The following is a 17552-nucleotide window of genomic DNA, read 5'->3' as shown; positions in this document are numbered from 1 at the left end:
GCGACGTGCGCCGCGTCAATGAACTCTTTTCGACCTCCGGCCCTATCCCGGGTCAAGCGACCTCAGCAGACACCGGTCGAAAACAACCCATCGGCTAGGTTGCGCTTCATGGCGAACAGAGACGTTCGGACGTTCTTCAGCGGCGGCGCGTACTTCGAGGGACCCCGGTGGCGGGACGGCAACTGGTGGGTCTCGGACTTCTATCGGCACACGGTCAGCACGATCACCCCGGACGGCCGGGAGACGGTCATCGTCGAGGTCGAGCAGCAGCCCTCCGGCCTCGGTTGGCTGCCGGACGGTGCGCTCGTGATCAGCTCGATGAAGGACCACCGGCTCCTCCGGTTCGCCGGCGACGGCCTCACGCCGCTGGCCGACCTGACCGAACACTGCGGCGGTCACCTCAACGACCTCGTGATCGACGCCGTCGGGCGCATCTACGTCGGTGATTTCGGGTTCGACATCATGGCCGGCGCCGCGCCCGCGACGACGAGCCTCAAGCGGGTCGACCCGGACGGGACGGTCACGATCGTCGCCGACGGCCTGCACTTCCCCAACGGCTCGGTGATCACGCCAGACGGCACGACACTCATCGTCGGCGAGACGCTCGGCAATCGGTACACCGCGTTCGACATCTCACCCGACGGGTCGCTCACCAACCGGCGCATCTGGGCGGAGTTCGGCGCGATCCCGACCGGAACGACGACCGAGGAGGTCATCCCGCAGCTGGCCGTGGCCCCGGACGGGTGCTCGCTCGACGCGGAGGGTCACATCTGGGCCGCGGACGCGGTGGGCGGCCGAGTGGTTCGGGTCGCGCCCGGCGGCGCGGTGGTCGACGAGATCCGCGCTCCGGACGGACTCGGCGTTTATGCCTGCGCGCTCGGCGGCGACGACGGACGGACGCTGCTGATGTGCGCGGCCCCGGACTTCTACGAACACCTCCGTGCCCCCACCCGGGAGGCGGTGCTCCTCGCCGTCGGTGTCGACGTCCCGCACAGCGGTCGTCCGTAGCGTCCCGGCGGCGCGGTCGCAGCCACCGAGGTGCGGCTGCGGCTCGCGCCGCCTTACGGAAGGAGTGCGGTCAGCGCTGGCGGACGTTCCCTCTGGCCCTCAACGAAGCCTGGTCGTCGGTTAGGCCGGCGCGTCTGCGCGCGCCGCCCGCCCCCGGACAGAACCAGGGAGGCTGCCGCATTCCAGTGCTGGGTGCCCCGTCACTGACCGCACGGCGCCACCATAGGGAAAGCCTCCGACAGTTCCAGTGCGGCCTCTACCGGTACCGGGTGCATCCACGAGGTCCTGCCACCGTCATCACTCGTGGCCGCCACCCTGACCTTGCGTGAAGACCTACCGGGGCTGTAGCCGGGGTACGTCTTCACGCACGACCGACGCGGGCGACGCGCACGCCCCGCGCATCCAGGCTCTCCACCGCGAAGTCTCCCGGAGCGAGCGGACGAACCGTGTCCCCGACCACGTCCTCGATCTCGGCATGCGACGACAGGTAACGCGGCCGAGGTCGCCCACCGTCGAACAGCACCTCGTTGGTGACTGCGCCGATCGACCCGATCGGCGGGCTGATCGTGATCCAGCGCCCGACCGAGCCGAGCTGCTCCATCGTCGTGTCAGGCTGGTCGAGCAGCGTGCGAGCGGTAACCCAGGCAACGACGTCGATTTGGTTGACGACCGACGCCTCCGGGATGTTTCCGGTATCGGCCAGCACGATCACGGGCTGAGCCTCGGCGCTCTTCCGGAAGATACGCACGTAGTAATACCCCGGCTGGCCAGCGAGGAGGAAAGAGTGGCGCAATAAGTCCGGATCGATGCTCAGTACTGCCTCGGTGACCAGGCTCGTACCGTCAGAAGCTGCTGGTGAGGGCGGCATGCGAGGAGGGTAGCGTCGGGGAACAAAGAGAACCGCGAACGCGAATGTGGATCGCGCCGCTAGCCTCGCTTTCGTGACGGGGGACTGGCGAGTCGGTGACGTCGTGCAGGGCCTGTATCGGGTGCTCGCAATACACGGCGAGGGCGGTATGGGCCTGGTGTACCGGGTCGGACACCTGGCGTGGGGCGTCGACCTGGCGGTCAAGACTCCCCGGCCGCAGCTGTTCCGCAGCGACGCCGATCGGGACCGGTTCGTCCAGGAGGCGAACATCTGGGTGGACCTCGGCGTCCACCCGCACGTGTGCACCTGTCACTACGTGCGCACGATCGACGGGGTCCCTCGGGTCTTCGCCGAGTACGTCGCCGGTGGGAGCCTCCGCGACTGGATCGCCGGCGAGTTGCTCTACCGCGGCACGCCGCAGCAGGCGCTCGGCCGGATCCTCGACCTCGCGATCCAGGTGGCCTGGGGCCTGGCGTACACACACGACCAGGGCGTGGTGCACCAGGACGTCAAACCCGGCAACGTGCTGCTCGACGAGGAGGGCACGGCCCGGGTCACCGACTTCGGGCTCGCGCGGGCGCGTCAGCTGGGCACCGCGGAGTCCGCGTCGGACTCAGCGCGCGCACGCTCGCCGCTGGTCACCTCGGCAGGCATGACCCCCGCCTACGCCTCGCCCGAGCAGGCCGGCGGCCAGCCGCTGGATCAACGCTCGGACGTCTGGAGTTTCGCCGCCACCGTGCTGGAGATGTTCACCGGCGGTGTGTCCTGGGCCGTCGGCCCGGTTGCCGGTGCGGCGCTGGCGGACTACCGGCAGCGCGGCGCACCGAGGCCTGGCCTGCCTGTGATGCCTGCCTCGGTGGCTGATCTGCTCGAGCCGTGCCTGCGCACCGACCCGGCGGACCGCCAGTCGTCGCTGACCGAGGTCGCGGCGGGACTCGTGAGCGCGTACGAGCAGGAGACGGGGAGCGAGTATCCCCGCCGGAGCCCGAGCCCGGCGCAGTTGCGCGCCGACGACCTGAACAACCGCGCGCTGTCCTTACTCGACCTCGACCGACCCGATCAGGCGGACGAGGCACTCGCACACGCATTGCGAATCGACCCGCAACACCCGGAGGCCACCTACAACCAGGGACTCCTGGGCTGGCGGGCGGGGACGCTCGGCGACGACGAACTGCTCAACCGGCTGGGCCGGGCCGCCGCCAGCCCGTCCACCGGCGCCAGGGTTCCGGCGTTGCTCGCGCACGTCCACCTCGAACGGAGCGATCCCGCGGCGGCCGAGAAGGCCCTGCAGCCCGCGTTGGACGCCGATCCCGACGCGCCGACGCTGGTCGCCCTGGCCTCCGCCACCACGACCGCCCTCGACCGCGCGGCCGGCCGGACGCCGTTCACGGTCACGCTGAATCTCTCGGACGATCTGGGGGCGGAGGTGCGCGCGCTGAGCGTGACCCACGACGGACGGCTGGTGCTCGTCGGGGCCGTGTTCGGGTTGCTGGTGCTCTGCGACACCGTGGGGCATCGCGTTCGGGTGCTCTCCGATGGCCGGGACGTCCACCGCTCGGGCGTGGACGCGGTGAGCTTGAGCGGCGACGGTGCGCTGGCGTTGAGCGGCGATCAGGACGGCAACCTCTTCACCTGGGACCTTTCAGCCGACCGCCTGGTCGACCACCGGGTCCACCCGCAGAGGGTCACGGCCGCGTGCCTGTCGTCCGACGGGCGTTTGGCCGCCAGCGCGGGCCGCGACGGCACCCTCTACTGGTGGGAGACGTCCGCACCGCAGCGTTCCGTGCGGGAGGTGGTCGTCCGGCTGCCGGAGCAGTGGTCGGAAGCGTTCCGGAGGTCCGGGCACGCGGGCCTCCCGGATCGCGACGAGGTGACCTCCTTGCAGTTCTCGGCCGACGGCCAGACGCTCCTGGCCGGGCTCCAGCACGGCGGCGTGGCGCTGTGGCATCTCCCGACCGGTCGTCGTGTTCTCGACCTGACGCAGGCCCGCGTTCCGGCGGTGATCCCGGCGGACGCCGCTCGCGTCCTTGCCACCGGCGTCGGGGACGGGCGCCTGTCGTGGTGGTCGTCGGGTGAACCGGCGTCCGGCGCCGCGTCGGCGGGGAGCACGCCGCTCCGCACCCAACAGGTGGCCGCCGCGGTGTCCGCCCTCGCCATGACGCCGGACGGCACGGTCGGCGTCAGTGGCCACCGCGACGACGTACTGCGCTGGTGGGACCTCACGTCGTTCCGGTGCCTGCGCACGGACCACACTCCGCACGGTCACGTGGGCGCGGTGGCGCTCAGCGGCGACGGCAGCACGGTCGTGACCGGCACCGCGTGGGGAGTCGTGGAAGCCGCGCCGGCTCCGCGGTTCGACGCCTCCCCGGCGCCGTACCAGCTGTGCCGCCCGGGTTCGTCGCGGAAGCTCGCCGACCGGCGAAGCCACGTCGACCAGCTGCTCGACCAGGCGCGGGAGGCGACGAACCGCCGCGATCTGCGCCGCGCGCACGCGCTGATCACCCAGGCGCGGAAGGTGCCAGGGCACGAGCGCGACGAGCGGGCCCTGTCCGCCTGGCACGGGCTCGCCGGTCACCTGACCCGCACCGGCCTGCGCGGGGCCTGGGCAGCCGGCACCGTGCCCACCTCGGCCGGCTCGATCAAGCAGGTGCGGCTCCTGCCCGATGGGCACACCGCGGTGTGCGGCGGCTGGGACGGTCTGCAAGTACGGGACTTCGAGAACAGCACCGACGTCCGGCAACTGACCACCGAGATGGTCAACTGCCTGGCGGTGAGCCCGGACGGGCAGCGCGCGCTGACCGGGGGCTCGGACGGCCTGGTGCGGTACTGGGACCTGGCGACCGAGCAGTGCCTGCGCACCGAGCCGGCCGGCGACCCGAAGCGCGTGCCCGACTCGTCGGATCGCTGCTGGGTCAGGACCGTCTGTTTCAGCCCGGACGGACGCCGATTCTTCGCCGGCGCGGACGACGGCTGGGTCCGCGGCTGGGGCATCGCCGACGAGACCTGGACGGTGGCCTATCGCGGTCACGAACGGTCGCTGGCGGCCCTCTGCCTGTCTCCCGACGGGCGCACGCTGCTCTCCGGCGGGAACGACCCGGCTCTGCTCTGGTGGGATCTGGAGGCGCACCGAACCGTTGGCGCCCAGCCCGAGTTGCACGGGCAGTGGATGGGCGGAAGCATGGCCGCTCCGGCCGCCCTGGTCGACGCCCAGCTCACCCCCGACGGCGCCCGGTTGGTCACCGCGACCTCCGACAACTCGGTGCGGATCTGGGACACCGACGGCAGGCTTCAGCATGCGATCCAGGTCGGTGCGGGCTCCCGCTACGGCGACGAGGTCATTCCGTTGTCGATCGGGACCGACGGCCGGTTCGCCGTCGTCGGCGGCGCCGACGGCCTCGTGCGGGTGCTGGACCTGCGCAGCGGGCAATGGCTGCAGACGCTAGCCGGACACGGGCGCGGGGTCCGTTCGGTGCACCTCGGTAGCGACGGCCGGTACGCCGTGTCGGTCGGCGATACGGACGACGCGCTGCGGCGCTGGGAGCTCGACTGGGAGCTGGATCCCGATGACGCGAACGGATCGATGACGCGATGACCGCCAGCGTCACCCTGCGGGTGGTCCGTGGCCGGCTGCGGCCCGACACCTACGTGTTCGACGAACGCACGACCTGCCTGATCGGGCGAGCGCCGGTCTGCTCGCCGCAGATCCCCAACGACGAGCACCACCGCACGATCTCCCGCCACCACTGCCTGCTCGACCTCAACCCACCACACGCCCGGATCCGCGACTTCGGCAGCCTCAACGGCACCTACCTCAACGGCCGCCGGATCGGTCGTCGCAAGAGCGGGCAGACCCCGGAAGAGGCCGCGGCGGAAGATTTTCCCGAGCACGACCTCGCCGACGGTGACGAGATCCAACTCGGAGACACCGTGTTCCGGGTGACGATCCGCCCGAAACCCACGCTGCGCATGGACTCCCCCGAACCGGACGACCAGCACGGCGCCGCCGGACCCGGTGTGGCTGCCACGCCGGACGACGCGGGTGCCCGCCCGGATCCGCGCGTCGTCCTCGAACGCATCCTCCGGTTGGCCCACCGCGACGGCCACCTGGCGCCGATCGCCGGTTACGAACTGCTGGACGAACTCGGCCGGGGTGGCAACGGCGCGGTCTATCTCGCCCGGCGCGACGGGGGCAGCCCCATCGCGCTGAAGGTGATGCTGCCCGCGGTCGCCGCCGACGAGGAGACTCGCCGCCGGTTCCTCCGCGAGGTAGAGATCACCCGCAGGCTCCGCCATCCCCACATCGCCGCGCTGTACGAGGCCGGTACCGCCGAGGGCGGCTTCTACTTCACGCTCGAATTCTGCGACGGCGGGAGCCTCGATCGCCTCCTCGCCCGGGCCGGCGGCACGCTGCCTGTCCCGGACGCCGTCGGACTGGCTCTGCAGGCCCTCGAAGGCCTCGAACACGCCCACGCCGAGGGCGTCGTGCACCGCGACCTCAGTCCACAGAACATTCTTCTCACCCGCACCGGTGGCGGTCTGGTCGCGAAGGTCGCCGACTTCGGCCTCGCCAAAGCGTTCGACCAGGCCGGCCTCTCCGGACTGACGCGCACCGGCAGCTTCGCCGGCAAACCCGTGTACCTGCCTCGCCAACAGATGATCAACTTCCGCGACGCCCGACCGGTCGTCGACGTCTGGGCCCTCGCGGCCTGTCTGTACCACGCTCTCACCGGCGACTACCCGCGGGACTTCCCGCCCGGCCGCGACCCGTGGCTGGTCGTCCTGCAAGACGCGGCGGTACCCATCCGCGACCGCGACCCCGGTATCCCGGCGGCCGTGGCGGACGTGATCGACGAGGCACTTCGCGAGGATCCCGAGCCGGGTATCACCACGGCCGCCGCACTACGCCAGGCCCTTCGCGCCGCGCTCCGCTGACCCCCGCTGGCGGAGGTTGGACGCTCGGAAGACCGCTGATCAGGCCTTTGCGTCGCGGACGTCTTGTCCCTGCTCGGCGAATGCTTTGAAGTCCTGCAGGTGCTGCCGCGACTGCTTGCGAAAGGCGCCGGGCATCAACAGCCCCACCAGCCGCATCATCACACCGCTGAACCGGTACTCGTTCTCGCTCTGCCAGAGCGTCGTCTCCGGACCGGCTTCGGTCAGCCGGTCGCGCACGGCGCTCCACATGCCCTCGCCGACGATCTCGCGGTCGAATCGAACGACGGTCTCCCGTGGAATCCCGTGCAGGTCCACCGGTTCCCGGCGGGTGATCGTCTCGATGCACTCCATCTTCTGCTTGCCCGTCTGAAACACCACTCGCGACGTGGTGCCGAGCTGTCCGTGCGCGCCGCTGATCGGCTCGTGCAGCACCAAGCCCCGCAGCCACTTCGGCAGATGTGCTGGATCTGCCAGCAGCTGCGCCACTCTCTCCCGCGGCAGGGCGATCTCGATCGAGACGGTGTACTTCATCGTGGCGCGCTCCAACCCCTCGAGTGCACCAGCGCAACCTAGCAGCGCCGCGACCCGCGTGGGCGGCATGACAGTGCCTTCACCCGCGCGAGCGGCCCGGCGCCACTAGCCGGGCAGCGGCGGCGACCGGCCCGCTGCCCGGCAGAACGTGCCTGGCGTCGTGGAGAGCGGCGTCAGCGCGGGGTGGGGCGGTAGACGAGTTCCTGGGTGTGGCCGTCGAGCGTCCGGCTCTCCAGTAGTTCGAGGTCGAAGTCGCCCGCGCCTCCGAGGATCGGGCTGGCTCCGGTCCGTCCGGAGATGACCGGGAAGATCGTGACCTGTAGACGGTCGACCAGGCCGGCGGCCATCAGTGCCCGGTTCAGGCTCAAGCTGGCCTGCGAGCGCAGCGGCACGTCCGACTCCTGCTTGAGCTGCGTGACGATCTCCACCGCGTCACCGCTGACGATGGTGGCGTTCGGCCAGCCGAGGGTGTCCTGCAAGGTGGAGGAGAGCACCGTCGCTGGCGTGTGCATGGTCCGGACGTTCCACTCGTCGAGCGTGTTGGGATCGATGCCGGAGGACATGATCTGGGCGGTCTCTCGGAAGGTCGTGGCGCCGAAGACCATCCGCTGCTCGGTGTCGAAGAGGGCGGCGCGGTGCTCGAGCAGCTCGGGGCCCTGCTTGCTCCAGTAGCCGCCCCAGTCGGCACCTTCGGTGTAGGTGCCGTAGCCGTCGAGGGTGGAGAAGACGTCCCAGGTGTAGATCGCGGTCATGTCGAGTTCCTTAGTGTTCGTAGTACTGGCCGGGTGCGGCTCCGGGCATCGCAGACCTCGCTGTTCGGGCGATGCCGCCAGCCGCCTCTGACACCTCCACGAACGACTCGCTCGGATCCGACACCGCCCGAGGGAACAATTTCGGCGAGCGCGTCCAATGGTGGTCAGTCGTCAGCTGTCGACGTCCGGGTGATGGTCGAACGGTCTGCCAGGAGCCGTCGGCAGGCTTGCGCGGCGGGGGAGCCGGTGGTCTCGGTGGTGGATCAGGCCGATGGGCGGATGGGGCGGGAGTGCGGGAGTGCGGTAGACGGCGATCGGCGGCCCGGGGCTCTCGGTAGTGGAACGCGCGAGCAGCGCGACACCGAGTCCGGCGCTGACCAGTCCCCGGATGCTGGTGGGACTGTGGGCCTCCAGACGGATGTGCGGCTGGAAGCCTGCGGCGGCAGGCGCGGAATCCAGTAGCCCGCGCATACCGCTACGGCCGGGCAGGCAGACGAACGGCTCGTCGCGCAGGCGATCGACAGGCTTTCGCGGCGCAAGGCTCGACCCGCACGTCCGTATCCCGCTGACGCGGATCGGGTATCCGCCGCCGAGAGCAGGACGTCCTGGTCCGTACCGGTTACGGCGGAGGAACCAAGGGACGGCAAGGTGCGTTCTTCCCTCGTCGTCGAGGGTGTCCGACGATGCCGTCATGACCACCACTGCGCCGGCCTTCGCCGCGATCGAGGAGCAGTTCGACGCCTACCTCGGCGACATCAAGTACGCCACGATGACCACGGTCGACGCCAAGGGCCGGCCCCGGACCCGGATTCTGATCGCCGTCTGGGAGAAGGTCGACGGGCAGCCGCTGGGGTGGCTGGCGACGTACCGCACACCGGTGAAGGCGGCCCACCTGGCCCACAACCCGCACACCACGTTCTCGTACTGGAGCCCTCGGCAGAACGTCGTGGCCATCGATGCCGTCGCCGAGTGGGTCGACGACCCCGCGGTCAAGGACCACGTCTGGCAGTTGTACGAGCGGACCAGCCCGACCGGCGTCGGCTACCCGCTCGGCAAGTTCTGGAAGAGTCCGCTCGACCCGAAGCTGCACGTGCTGCGGCTGACACCCTGGCGCGTCCAAACCATTCGCGGCACGGATCTGCGCAGCACCATCTGGCGCCCCGGTAAGGACTGAACTCGCCCGGCTGGCGGCTACTGCCCCAGCGCCTCCGTCAGCAGTGCGACCAGCGCCTCCAGTTGCACGTCAGCCGAGGGGACGATCTGCTCGTCCGACCCGTCCAGCGCGCGGGCGGCGAGCCCCGCCTTGGTGTCGATCAGCTCGGCGATCCGCGCGTCGATGGTCTGCGCCGCGATGATGCGCCACGCGGTGACCGGCTCCGTCTGGCCGATGCGGTGACTGCGGTCGATGGCCTGGGTCTGCTCCGCGTCGGTCCAGGACAGCTCCGCGAGCACGACGTTCGACGCGACCTGCAGGTTGAGCCCCACCCCGGCCGCCGTCAACGAGCACACCGCGATCGCGACCTCGGGGTCGTTCACGAACGCGTCGATGTTGCGCTGCCGCACCTTGGGGGTCTGATCGCCGCGGATCGACGAGAACCGCACGCCCTGCTTGGCGAAGATCTCCTCGGCCCCGTCCATCACGTCGACGTGCTTGGCGAAGAAGATGACCTTGCCGGCGCTGCGGGCCAACTGGGCAGCGTAATCGGCGGCGGGGCCGGCCTTCGCCTGCCCGATGCGCCGCATCATGCTGAACACGTTCTCGCCGGACGACTTCGTGGCGTCCTTGAGCTCGGCCTTGGCGATCCGACGCACGAGCTCGTGGTCGATGCCGTCCCCGGGCGACGCGCTCCGCTTGTACTGCGTGACCAGGCGGCGAGCCAGGTTCCGCTCGGCCGCGCGGATCGACCGGCCGGCCGAACCGTCGAGCTCGACGGGCAGGTCGGCGATGCGGCGGTCGGGGATGTCGGCGGCGACGTCAACCTTGCGGCGCCGGACGATGCCACGGTCGATGACGCACCGGCGGGCCGCGGGGTAGAAGCCCGGGTCCGCGGGGGTCAGATCGGTCTCCTCCAGCGCCTGCATCAGCTCGCCGAGCGGCTTCGTCTCGTCGATCCAACCGAGGAACTGCCAGATCGCCCGGAAGTCGTCGATGTCGTTGATCAGCGGGGTACCGGTCAGGGCCATCAACAGCGGCTCCGCGGTACGCGACCGAATGCGCTCGGCGAGCTCGAGGACGTGCTGCGAGCGCTGCGAGGTCTTGTTCTTGATGAAGTGGGCCTCGTCGACGACCATCCCGCGGAAACCGAAGTCGCCGAGCCAGCCCACGTGGCGGTCGAGCACCTCGTAGTTGACGACGACGATGTCGGCGTAACCGTCGACGGTGTCGCCGTTGCCCTGCACGACGGTGGCGGGGCGGTGGGGCGTCCAGAGGTTCGCTTCACGGGCCCAGTTCGTCTTGACGACGTTCGGCACGACCGCGAGCAGCGGATATGCGCCTGCCGCCTCCGCAGCGAGCAGCGCCTGGGCCGTCTTGCCCAGGCCGGGTTCGTCAGCGAGCAGGAAAGTCCGGTGACCGGCGGCGGCCGCGGCGACCAGCTGTGCCTGGTGCGCCATGAGCTTCGGGTACCGCTTGGACGGAGCCGGCAGAGTCATGCACGCGGAATCGCCGCTCCCGGCGCGCTCGAACGAGCTGAGCAGCGGACCGAGCAGCTCCCAGCTGGCCAGGCGGCGCGGACGGGCGGTGGAGCGCTGCGCGAAGGCGGAGTAGTCCGGGGCCAGGAACGGAGTGGCCAGCTGCCGGGTGGCGACCGACTGCGGCACTACTCGGCGCTCGGGGGCGGCCGGGGTCTCGGCGGGCGGCGGCGCTTCCTCGGGTGCCGGCTCGACGCCGGCGGAGATGAGCATCTCGCGCTTGAGCGACCGGACCGCGTCGGCGACCACGGCGTCCTCGTCGAGCAACGCCATCAACTCGACGTCGCGGACCGCGGTCGTCGCGAGGATCTGCGCGATCCCGTCCAGGCGCTTGAGCTGCTCGGCGCGGTGACTTTCGGAACCGGCCGCTTCCGTGCGGAGGCGGGCGCGCTCTTCCCTCAGCAGAAGGGCGACGGCGTGGAACTTCGTGCGGACGGCGGGCGTCACGCGTCCGTGCTGGGCGGCCGCCTCGACTTCGCGGGCGGTGCCGGCGAGCAGCGCGATGACGTCGCCGCGATGGCGGCCTCGCTGGTTGCGCGGGGCGGTACGGCGAGCACCCGTTCGGCGCTGGCCTGGTCGAGCCATAGAAATCTCCTTCGAGTGCAGGCACGCCTGTGAGGGCCTCGGTGGGTGTCCTCCGGGCGCCGGCATCCAGCGGGTACGCGAGCCGGCGAGCGTGCCCCGCTGATGTCAACGCCTGCGAGGGCGCGGTGTTCCCGTGAACTCGTCACAGCGACGGGAGAACAGGTGCTGATCGCCGTCCCCCAGGAGTCCAACCCAGGCCTCCCGCCGGCTGCTCGAACACGTCGGCGCGACGCCGACGGGACGTTCGAGCAGTACGGTGCGGTGCGGGTGAGGTACGAGTTCGGCGGGCGCACCGTGCCGGGTGGCTGTGCCAGTAGCCACGACATTGCCTCTGCAGACGATACCGTCATCCGGCAACCACCGCTGCTCGGGGTCCCCTGAATCGCAGCGGCGGTTCTGCCCGCCCGTCAGTTCGGGAGCGCCCGTTCGGCGAACCACTGGACCGCGGTGACCGCAAATCGATACCGGCTCGACCGTTCCGTCACGGTCGAGGGAGTCGTCGATGAGCAGCATCGCCCGCCCGTGCACGGTCGCCCAGGCGGTCACGGCGGCGACGTCAGCGTCGGATCGGCTCCGCCCTCTCGATAACGGGGGGAACCGGCGCCGGCTGATCTCCTCCCTCGACACGAGCCGGAGGCAGCTTGGGCCGAGACGCCCCGTCGTGCACGGGTGATGGTCTACTTCTGTGCCCAGACGACGTAGTCGTCGAGCAGTTGCCAGACCGTGCCGACGGCCCCGAACCCGGCTTGACGCAGTGCGGCGAGCCGGAAATCCACGGTGGTCTCCGGCGTCGAGGTGCGCCGCCCGTAGCGGCGGTCTCGCTCGGCGACGTGCGGCTGCAGCAGCGGATGTGCCGATGCGGCGTCCCACCAGCTCGCCCAGTCCTCGGCACCCGCGGCGAACGCAGCCCGCTGAGTGAGGTCGTCGTGGTCGGCGGCGATCGTGCGCAGCGCGGGATCACGATCGCCGAAGCGGAAGTGGTCGCCGTCGAGCAGTACCCCGCTGGGGCTGAGCCGGTCGCGGATTTGCGCATAGAGCCGGATGAGCTGATCGGGGGCGAGCCAGTGCAGCGCGGTCGTGGAGACCATCGCCGAGACCTCGCCGGCGAAGGAGGCCCAGCCTGCGTCGCGCAGGTCGGTGTCGAGGACGGTGACCCGGGACCCGTACTCGGTGAGGGTCGCGCGGGCGAGGGCGAGCAGGACTGGGTCGTAGTCGACGGCCACGACGCGTGTGTCCGGGAAGCGGTCGAGGAGGCGGCGGGTCAGGGATCCAGGTCCGCAGCCGAGGTCGACGATCGTGCGGTCGCCGCCGACGGTGAGCTCGACGACGTCGAGCATCGCGGTGAAACGTTGCTCCCGGCCGGCGATGTAGGCGGCCTGCTGGGCGTCCCAGCGCTTCACGAGGTCGGGCAGGTCGGAGATGCGGTCCTGGACGCTCATACGAGGACTCCCTTCGGGTGGAACAGCAGGTGGATCGCACCGTCGAGTTCGAGCCGGTGGATGCCGATTCCGTAAACCGGTTCCAGGACGGCCGGGTCGAGGACGTCGCTCGTCGGGCCGGCCGCCACGACCTCGCCGTCGCCGAGCAGGATCAGGTCGTCGCAGTAGCGCGCGGCCAGATTGAGGTCATGGAGCACGACGACCGAACACGTCCCCAGGCCCTGCACGAGTCGGAGGATCTCGTGTTGGTAGCGGATGTCGAGGTGATTGGTCGGCTCGTCGAGCAGCAGGTGCGTGGCCTCCTGGGTCAGCGCGCGGGCGATGAGCACCCGTTGCCGCTCACCGCCGGACAGCTCCGCGAACGACCGGGCACCCAGGTGGCTGGCGCCGACCCGTTCCAGCGCGCGGGCGGCGATCGCGTGATCCGCCGGTCCGGTGCGCTGGAACGTCGACAGGTGCGGCCCGCGGCCGAGGAGCACCATTTCGCCGACGGTCAGCGAGGTCTCGCCGCCGGTCTCCTGAACCACGACGGCCAGCCGGCGGGCGGCCTCCCGAGGCGGTAACGTCGCCAGCTCCGCACCGTCGATGCGCACGTTCCCGGTGGGGCTGCGCAGCGCGCCGTGGAGCAGCCGAAGAAGCGTGGTCTTGCCGCTGCCGTTCGGCCCGATCAGTCCGAGTACCCGGCCAGGTGTGGCATCCACGTCGACCCCGTCGATGACCAGCTTGGAGCCGTAGCGCCAGGAGACGCCGGTGGCGGTGATCATCCGAACCGCTTCCGGATCATCTCCAGGCCGGTGATCGAGAGCGGGGTGGGCGGCTCGGTGAAGTTGAACAGCTGGGCCAGGACGTTGCCGTTCTGGACGGCCTTCAGCTGGTCGGCGCCCGGCAAGCTGGTGATTGCCTGCTCTACGGCCTTCGGGTCGCCGTCGCTGTAGAGCAGGATCAGCACGTCGGGGTTGCGTCCCAGCAGCTCTTCGCGGGTGACTTCGAAGACGCGCTCATCGACGTTGCCGAAGACGTTGGTGAACCCGGCGGCCGTCAGCTGCGGGTCGGCCATGCTCAGCGTGCCGTAGGCGTAGGTGGTGCCGCCGCCGACGGTCGGGTAGAGCACGGCGGCGGTGCGGCCGGAGGGCTTCGGCGCGGTCGCGGCTTCGGTGCGTTTCTTCAAAGCTGCCACGGCGCTCGCAGCCTCGTCATACCTGTTGAAGACCTTGCCGTAGTTCTGTGTCTGCTCGTAGATGTCGTCGAACGTCGGCTTGGTCTTCGTGGTCTCGCAGAGCGCGGGCTCCTCGAGCAGCGGGATGTCGACGGCCGAGAGCGTCTCGCGGGAGAGGTTGTCGACCTGGCCGAGGACCAGGTCGGGCTCCTGCGCGATCACCACTTCCTTGGAGATCTGCAGGTGGCCGCTGGTGTCGGTCTTGTCGGTCAGCAGCGGGATCCGGTCGAGCTCCGCGATCGTCTCCGCGTCGTAGTACGCCTTCGGGTACTGACCGGCGCGGGCGGTGACGCGGTCCATGACGCCGAGCTCGTGCAGGAACGGCACGGCGGCGCTCTTGAGCATGACGACGCGTTCGGGTTCGGCGTCGAACGTCACGTCGGTGCCGCAGTTGTTGATCGTGACCGGGTAGATGCCGTCGGATGACGTCGTTCCCGGGTCGCTACCGCCGCCGCACCCGGTGGTCAGCAGGAGAGCAGCCGCGGTCAGCGCGACTGGGAGTTTGCGCATGAGGGTCCTTAAGCGCTGGTGGCGTGGAAACGGCGGATCAGGACGAGGAGGAAGGGGGCGCCGAGCAGGGAGGTGATGATGCCGATCGGGATCTCCTGCGGCTCCAACAGCACGCGCGCGATGACGTCCGCCCAGATCAGCAGGATCGCCCCGAGCAGCGCGGCGACCGGCACGACCCGCACGTGGGTAGCCCCGACCAGCCGGCGCGCGACGTGCGGGACGACGAGCCCGACGAACCCGATGCTGCCGGCGGCTGAGACGAGGACGCCGATGGTGAGCGCGACGAGGACGAGCAGCCGGACGCGGAAGCGTTCGGGGGAGATGCCGAGGGTGTGAGCGGTTTCGTCGCCGATGGCCAGCGAGTCCATCTGCCGACCCCAGATCGTCAGCAGGAAAGTCGTCACCATGATGACGACGGCGACCACCGTGAGGGGTGCGTCCCACTGCGCGAGGCCCAGCGAGCCGAGCAGCCAGAACATCACCGACCGGGCGCCTTCGGCGGAGCCGGAGGCGAAGATCAGGAAGCTGGTCGCGGCATACAGCGCGTAGCCGACCGCGACACCGGCCAGCAGCAGCCGCAGCGACGTGACCCGGCCGCCGCTGCGGGCGAGGAAGAACACCAGGAATGACGCGGCGAGCGCACCGAGGAACGCGCTGAGTGGCAGGGCGTGCTCACCGAAGCCCGCGCCGAAGCCGAACAGGATCGCCGCGGCGGCACCGCTGGACGCGCCGGAGTTCACGCCGAGCAGGTAGGGATCGGCGAGCACGTTGCGGACCATGGCCTGCAGCGCGACGCCGCAGACCGCGAGCCCGGCTCCGACCAGCGCGCCGAGGAGGACGCGGGGGAGGCGGACGTCCCAGACGATCGCGTCCTGAGCCAGGTCCCAGGTCGCCTCGCCGGGCCAACCGACCAGGTGGTGGCCGATGATCCGGGCGACGGTGGCCGGGTTGATGCCGACCGCACCGAACCCGACACCGGCGATCACCGTGGCGACGAGGCCGACGATCAGCGCGGCCAGCCAGAGGGCGGTGCGACGGCGCCGGGCCCCCAAGCCGAGTGCATCGACGGGCGCAGCCGGATCACGGCCTCCGATCACCAGCCCGGATCCCACACCGCCTCCTTGATGCCAAATTGATGCTGTTGCAAGATACTTGCATCAAGGGCGGCGCGAGAAAACGGAGGGCGACGAGCATCACGGCTGGCGCGTCAGTCGCTGAGCCTTGGTGTCGGCGTGCGCAGCGCCCAGCGGAACGCGCCGACGAGCAGGTCGAAGAGCAGGAACGCGCCGAGGGTGACGCCGAGCAGGGGCATGGCCCAGGCGACGAACAGCGTCACCGGGGCGCCGACCAGCAGGAACCAGCGTGGGAGCGTCCGCCAGCCGCCGCGGGGTGGAGCGGAACCGAGTACGGCGCGCCGGTCGCTTCGGGTGGGGCGTCGTTGCCACCACATCCGGTAGCCCCAGATCAGAACGCTGAGCAGGCCGAGCGCGAGCGCGGCGAGCAGGATCTGGTTGACGACGCAGAACAGCTCGCCCATGTGCGCGCGGATACCGAGCTTGCTGAGCTTGGCCAGGAACGGCCAGTCGGCGTAGTCGACGCGCTGGGTGACCTCGCCGGTCGTGGGGTCGACGGCGACTTGGTCGAAGCTGGCCGGCCACTGCCCCTTGTCCTGGGCGACGCGGTACGCGGTGTCGGCGTCGGCCGGGATCGTGACGTCGATCCGGCCGCCCATGGGTCCGGCGGCGATGATCTCCTCGAGGGGCTTGCCGGCTGGGAGGTCGTTTTCGCGAGGTTCGGCCGGTGCGCCCGCGTCGTGGTGCCCACCGCCCTCGGCGGGGGCAGCGCTCTCGCCGAGGGCGGTGTTCAGCGCCGGGGCGGAGCCCTGGACGGCGTCGAGCGCGGCGTCGAAGCGGGCGCCGGCGTACTGCGACCAGGTCAGGCCGGTCGCGGACAGGAACAGCAAGCCGACGATGATCCAGACGCCGATCGACGCGTGCCAGCCACGGGTCCGCCGCACACCGCGCGCGGTCAGATCCGGTAGCACGGCCCGACGCCGGGCGGCGCGCTCACCACGGTAGGCGCGCTTGCGGCCGATCCAGAGCGCGAGACCGCCGAGCGAGATCACCCAGAGCCAGGACGCGGCGAGCTCGGAGTACATCCGGCCGACGTCGCCCAGGTGCAGGCTGCGGTGAAAGCCGTCCAGCCAGGTCTGCAGCGGCGTCGCGGTGAACCAGGTGGTCAGCTGGCCACGGACCTCGCCGGTGTAGGGGTCGACGTAGACGGTGTGCACCTTGCTCTCGGCCGCGAGCTCGGGCACCGAGAAGGCGATCTGCGTGGTCGCTTCCGGGTCGTCGAAGACGGAGACGGTGGCCAGGGTGCCGTCCGGGTGCGCCTCGCGGGCAGCGGCGACCTGTTCGGCGAGCGGCACCGTGGTGTCGCCCACCTCGTCCACGGACAGCTCGTGGCCGTGGACGATCTGGTTGAGCTGCGGCGCCAGTGTGTAGGCCAGGCCGGTCAGCGCGGCGACGAACAGGAACGGCGCGACGAAGACCCCGGCGTAGAAGTGCAGCCGCCGCAGCAGCGCCCACCGGGCCGGACGCATCGGTACCTTCATTCGGGCCGGTTCGACCGGCGGCGGTTCGACGACCGCCGTGACGGTGCTGGTCTCCGGCTCGGACTCGCGGGGCGGATCGGCGTTCACGGTCATGCGGAACTCCAGAAGTCATCGCGGCGGCACGCGGTGCGGCGTCCGCCGAACAAGGCAGTGGGAGCCGCTCAGTCAGCGGCAGCATCGAACGCGCCGTACCGGCGGAGCCGGCAGGCGAAGAGTGGAGGTCAGACGGCCGGAGCAGTGGGGCCGCGTCGGACGCACGACGCGCCAGACCGCGACCTCACGCGCGTAGAGCCAGCCCGCGATCAGCGCACCAACGACACGGACAGGCTCAGACCGACCAGCGCGAACATGACGGCCCGCGCCTCGCGGAGGAGGCTCGGCTCCGCCACGTGGCGGCGGTCGGTCC

14 protein-coding genes are annotated in these 17552 nt (G+C 70.6%); 4 read left to right on the top strand and 10 right to left on the bottom strand.

Going from position 1 to position 17552, the window contains the following annotated elements; all coding sequences use genetic code 11:
• Positions 1–108: 108 nt before the first annotated feature.
• Positions 109–1008, top strand: a complete 900-nt coding sequence (locus tag ABEB28_RS17895) for an SMP-30/gluconolactonase/LRE family protein (protein ID WP_345729255.1) — start codon at positions 109–111, stop codon at positions 1006–1008.
• A 361-nt stretch (positions 1009–1369) separates the two neighbouring features.
• On the opposite strand, the gene ABEB28_RS17890 is transcribed toward ABEB28_RS17895, so the two are convergent.
• Positions 1370–1876 (bottom strand): hypothetical protein, encoded by a 507-nt coding sequence (locus tag ABEB28_RS17890; protein ID WP_345729254.1) that lies wholly within the window; start codon positions 1874–1876, stop codon positions 1370–1372.
• Between the two features lie 73 nt (positions 1877–1949).
• Between ABEB28_RS17890 and ABEB28_RS17885 the strand changes: the two genes are divergently transcribed.
• A complete protein-coding gene (locus ABEB28_RS17885; RefSeq protein ID WP_345729253.1) occupies positions 1950–5468 on the top strand; it encodes a WD40 repeat domain-containing serine/threonine protein kinase in 3519 nt (1172 codons plus the stop codon).
• Entirely contained in the window at positions 5465–6808 is a 1344-nt protein-coding gene (locus tag ABEB28_RS17880; RefSeq protein ID WP_345729252.1) for a protein kinase domain-containing protein, read from the top strand. Before ABEB28_RS17885 ends, ABEB28_RS17880 begins: the two co-directional genes overlap by 4 nt.
• Before the next feature lie 39 nt (positions 6809–6847).
• Here the strand turns inward: ABEB28_RS17880 and ABEB28_RS17875 are convergent, their stop codons facing one another.
• From ABEB28_RS17875 to ABEB28_RS43155, 3 genes are all read right to left on the bottom strand, one after another.
• Positions 6848–7339: an SRPBCC family protein gene (locus ABEB28_RS17875; protein ID WP_345729251.1), complete on the bottom strand. Its 492-nt coding sequence runs from the start codon at positions 7337–7339 to the stop codon at positions 6848–6850.
• A gap of 173 nt (positions 7340–7512) precedes the next feature.
• The gene (locus ABEB28_RS17870; RefSeq protein WP_345729250.1) at positions 7513–8091 is read right to left on the bottom strand and encodes a dihydrofolate reductase family protein; all 579 of its coding nucleotides are present in this window, start codon (positions 8089–8091) and stop codon (positions 7513–7515) included.
• 171 nt (positions 8092–8262) lie between these two features.
• On the bottom strand, positions 8263–8784 hold the full coding sequence (locus tag ABEB28_RS43155) for a LysR substrate-binding domain-containing protein (protein WP_376980242.1): 522 nt from the start codon (positions 8782–8784) through the stop codon (positions 8263–8265).
• Here ABEB28_RS43155 and ABEB28_RS17865 point away from each other — a divergent pair.
• Complete coding sequence (locus tag ABEB28_RS17865) at positions 8783–9265, top strand: pyridoxamine 5'-phosphate oxidase family protein (RefSeq protein ID WP_345729249.1); 483 nt, start codon at positions 8783–8785, stop codon at positions 9263–9265. The two genes, ABEB28_RS43155 and ABEB28_RS17865, sit on opposite strands and share 2 nt — an antisense overlap.
• A 17-nt stretch (positions 9266–9282) precedes the next feature.
• Here the strand turns inward: ABEB28_RS17865 and ABEB28_RS17860 are convergent, their stop codons facing one another.
• The 6 genes from ABEB28_RS17860 to ABEB28_RS17835 all read right to left on the bottom strand — a co-directional run bounded on the left by ABEB28_RS17860 (position 9283) and on the right by ABEB28_RS17835 (position 17239).
• Positions 9283–11367 (bottom strand): DEAD/DEAH box helicase, encoded by a 2085-nt coding sequence (locus tag ABEB28_RS17860; protein WP_345729248.1) that lies wholly within the window; start codon positions 11365–11367, stop codon positions 9283–9285.
• Between the two features lie 677 nt (positions 11368–12044).
• Positions 12045–12806 (bottom strand): class I SAM-dependent methyltransferase, encoded by a 762-nt coding sequence (locus tag ABEB28_RS17855; protein WP_345729247.1) that lies wholly within the window; start codon positions 12804–12806, stop codon positions 12045–12047.
• Entirely contained in the window at positions 12803–13570 is a 768-nt protein-coding gene (locus ABEB28_RS17850) for an ABC transporter ATP-binding protein (RefSeq protein ID WP_345729246.1), read from the bottom strand. The genes ABEB28_RS17855 and ABEB28_RS17850 overlap by 4 nt, the downstream gene beginning before the upstream one ends.
• Positions 13567–14532 carry an ABC transporter substrate-binding protein gene (locus ABEB28_RS17845; RefSeq protein ID WP_345729245.1) on the bottom strand — a complete coding sequence of 322 codons (966 nt, stop codon included), beginning with the start codon at positions 14530–14532 and terminating at the stop codon, positions 13567–13569. Before ABEB28_RS17845 ends, ABEB28_RS17850 begins: the two co-directional genes overlap by 4 nt.
• An 8-nt stretch (positions 14533–14540) precedes the next feature.
• Positions 14541–15644, bottom strand: a complete 1104-nt coding sequence (locus ABEB28_RS17840; RefSeq protein WP_376980244.1) for a FecCD family ABC transporter permease — start codon at positions 15642–15644, stop codon at positions 14541–14543.
• A gap of 95 nt (positions 15645–15739) precedes the next feature.
• Positions 15740–17239, bottom strand: a complete 1500-nt coding sequence (locus ABEB28_RS17835) for a PepSY-associated TM helix domain-containing protein (RefSeq protein ID WP_345729244.1) — start codon at positions 17237–17239, stop codon at positions 15740–15742.
• Positions 17240–17552: the final 313 nt, after the last annotated feature.

Source organism: Cryptosporangium minutisporangium, assembly GCF_039536245.1.
Classification (GTDB): domain Bacteria; phylum Actinomycetota; class Actinomycetes; order Mycobacteriales; family Cryptosporangiaceae; genus Cryptosporangium; species Cryptosporangium minutisporangium.
The sequence above is the reverse complement of the archived record's forward strand: the minus strand, read 5'-3'. Positions and strand labels throughout refer to the sequence as shown.

Bases quoted from the DNA above. Each gene is read 5' to 3' on its own strand.
- ABEB28_RS17895 (WP_345729255.1), top strand. From the start codon at position 109: ATGGCGAACAGAGACGTTCGGACGTTCTTCAGCGGCGGCGCGTACTTC.
- ABEB28_RS17890 (WP_345729254.1), bottom strand. From the start codon at position 1,876: ATGCCGCCCTCACCAGCAGCTTCTGACGGTACGAGCCTGGTCACCGAG.
- ABEB28_RS17880 (WP_345729252.1), top strand. From the start codon at position 5,465: ATGACCGCCAGCGTCACCCTGCGGGTGGTCCGTGGCCGGCTGCGGCCC.
- ABEB28_RS17875 (WP_345729251.1), bottom strand. From the start codon at position 7,339: ATGAAGTACACCGTCTCGATCGAGATCGCCCTGCCGCGGGAGAGAGTG.
- ABEB28_RS17870 (WP_345729250.1), bottom strand. From the start codon at position 8,091: ATGACCGCGATCTACACCTGGGACGTCTTCTCCACCCTCGACGGCTAC.
- ABEB28_RS17865 (WP_345729249.1), top strand. From the start codon at position 8,783: ATGACCACCACTGCGCCGGCCTTCGCCGCGATCGAGGAGCAGTTCGAC.
- ABEB28_RS43155 (WP_376980242.1), bottom strand. From the start codon at position 8,784: ATGACGGCATCGTCGGACACCCTCGACGACGAGGGAAGAACGCACCTT.
- ABEB28_RS17860 (WP_345729248.1), bottom strand. From the start codon at position 11,367: ATGGCTCGACCAGGCCAGCGCCGAACGGGTGCTCGCCGTACCGCCCCG.
- ABEB28_RS17855 (WP_345729247.1), bottom strand. From the start codon at position 12,806: ATGAGCGTCCAGGACCGCATCTCCGACCTGCCCGACCTCGTGAAGCGC.
- ABEB28_RS17850 (WP_345729246.1), bottom strand. From the start codon at position 13,570: ATGATCACCGCCACCGGCGTCTCCTGGCGCTACGGCTCCAAGCTGGTC.
- ABEB28_RS17845 (WP_345729245.1), bottom strand. From the start codon at position 14,532: ATGCGCAAACTCCCAGTCGCGCTGACCGCGGCTGCTCTCCTGCTGACC.
- ABEB28_RS17835 (WP_345729244.1), bottom strand. From the start codon at position 17,239: ATGACCGTGAACGCCGATCCGCCCCGCGAGTCCGAGCCGGAGACCAGC.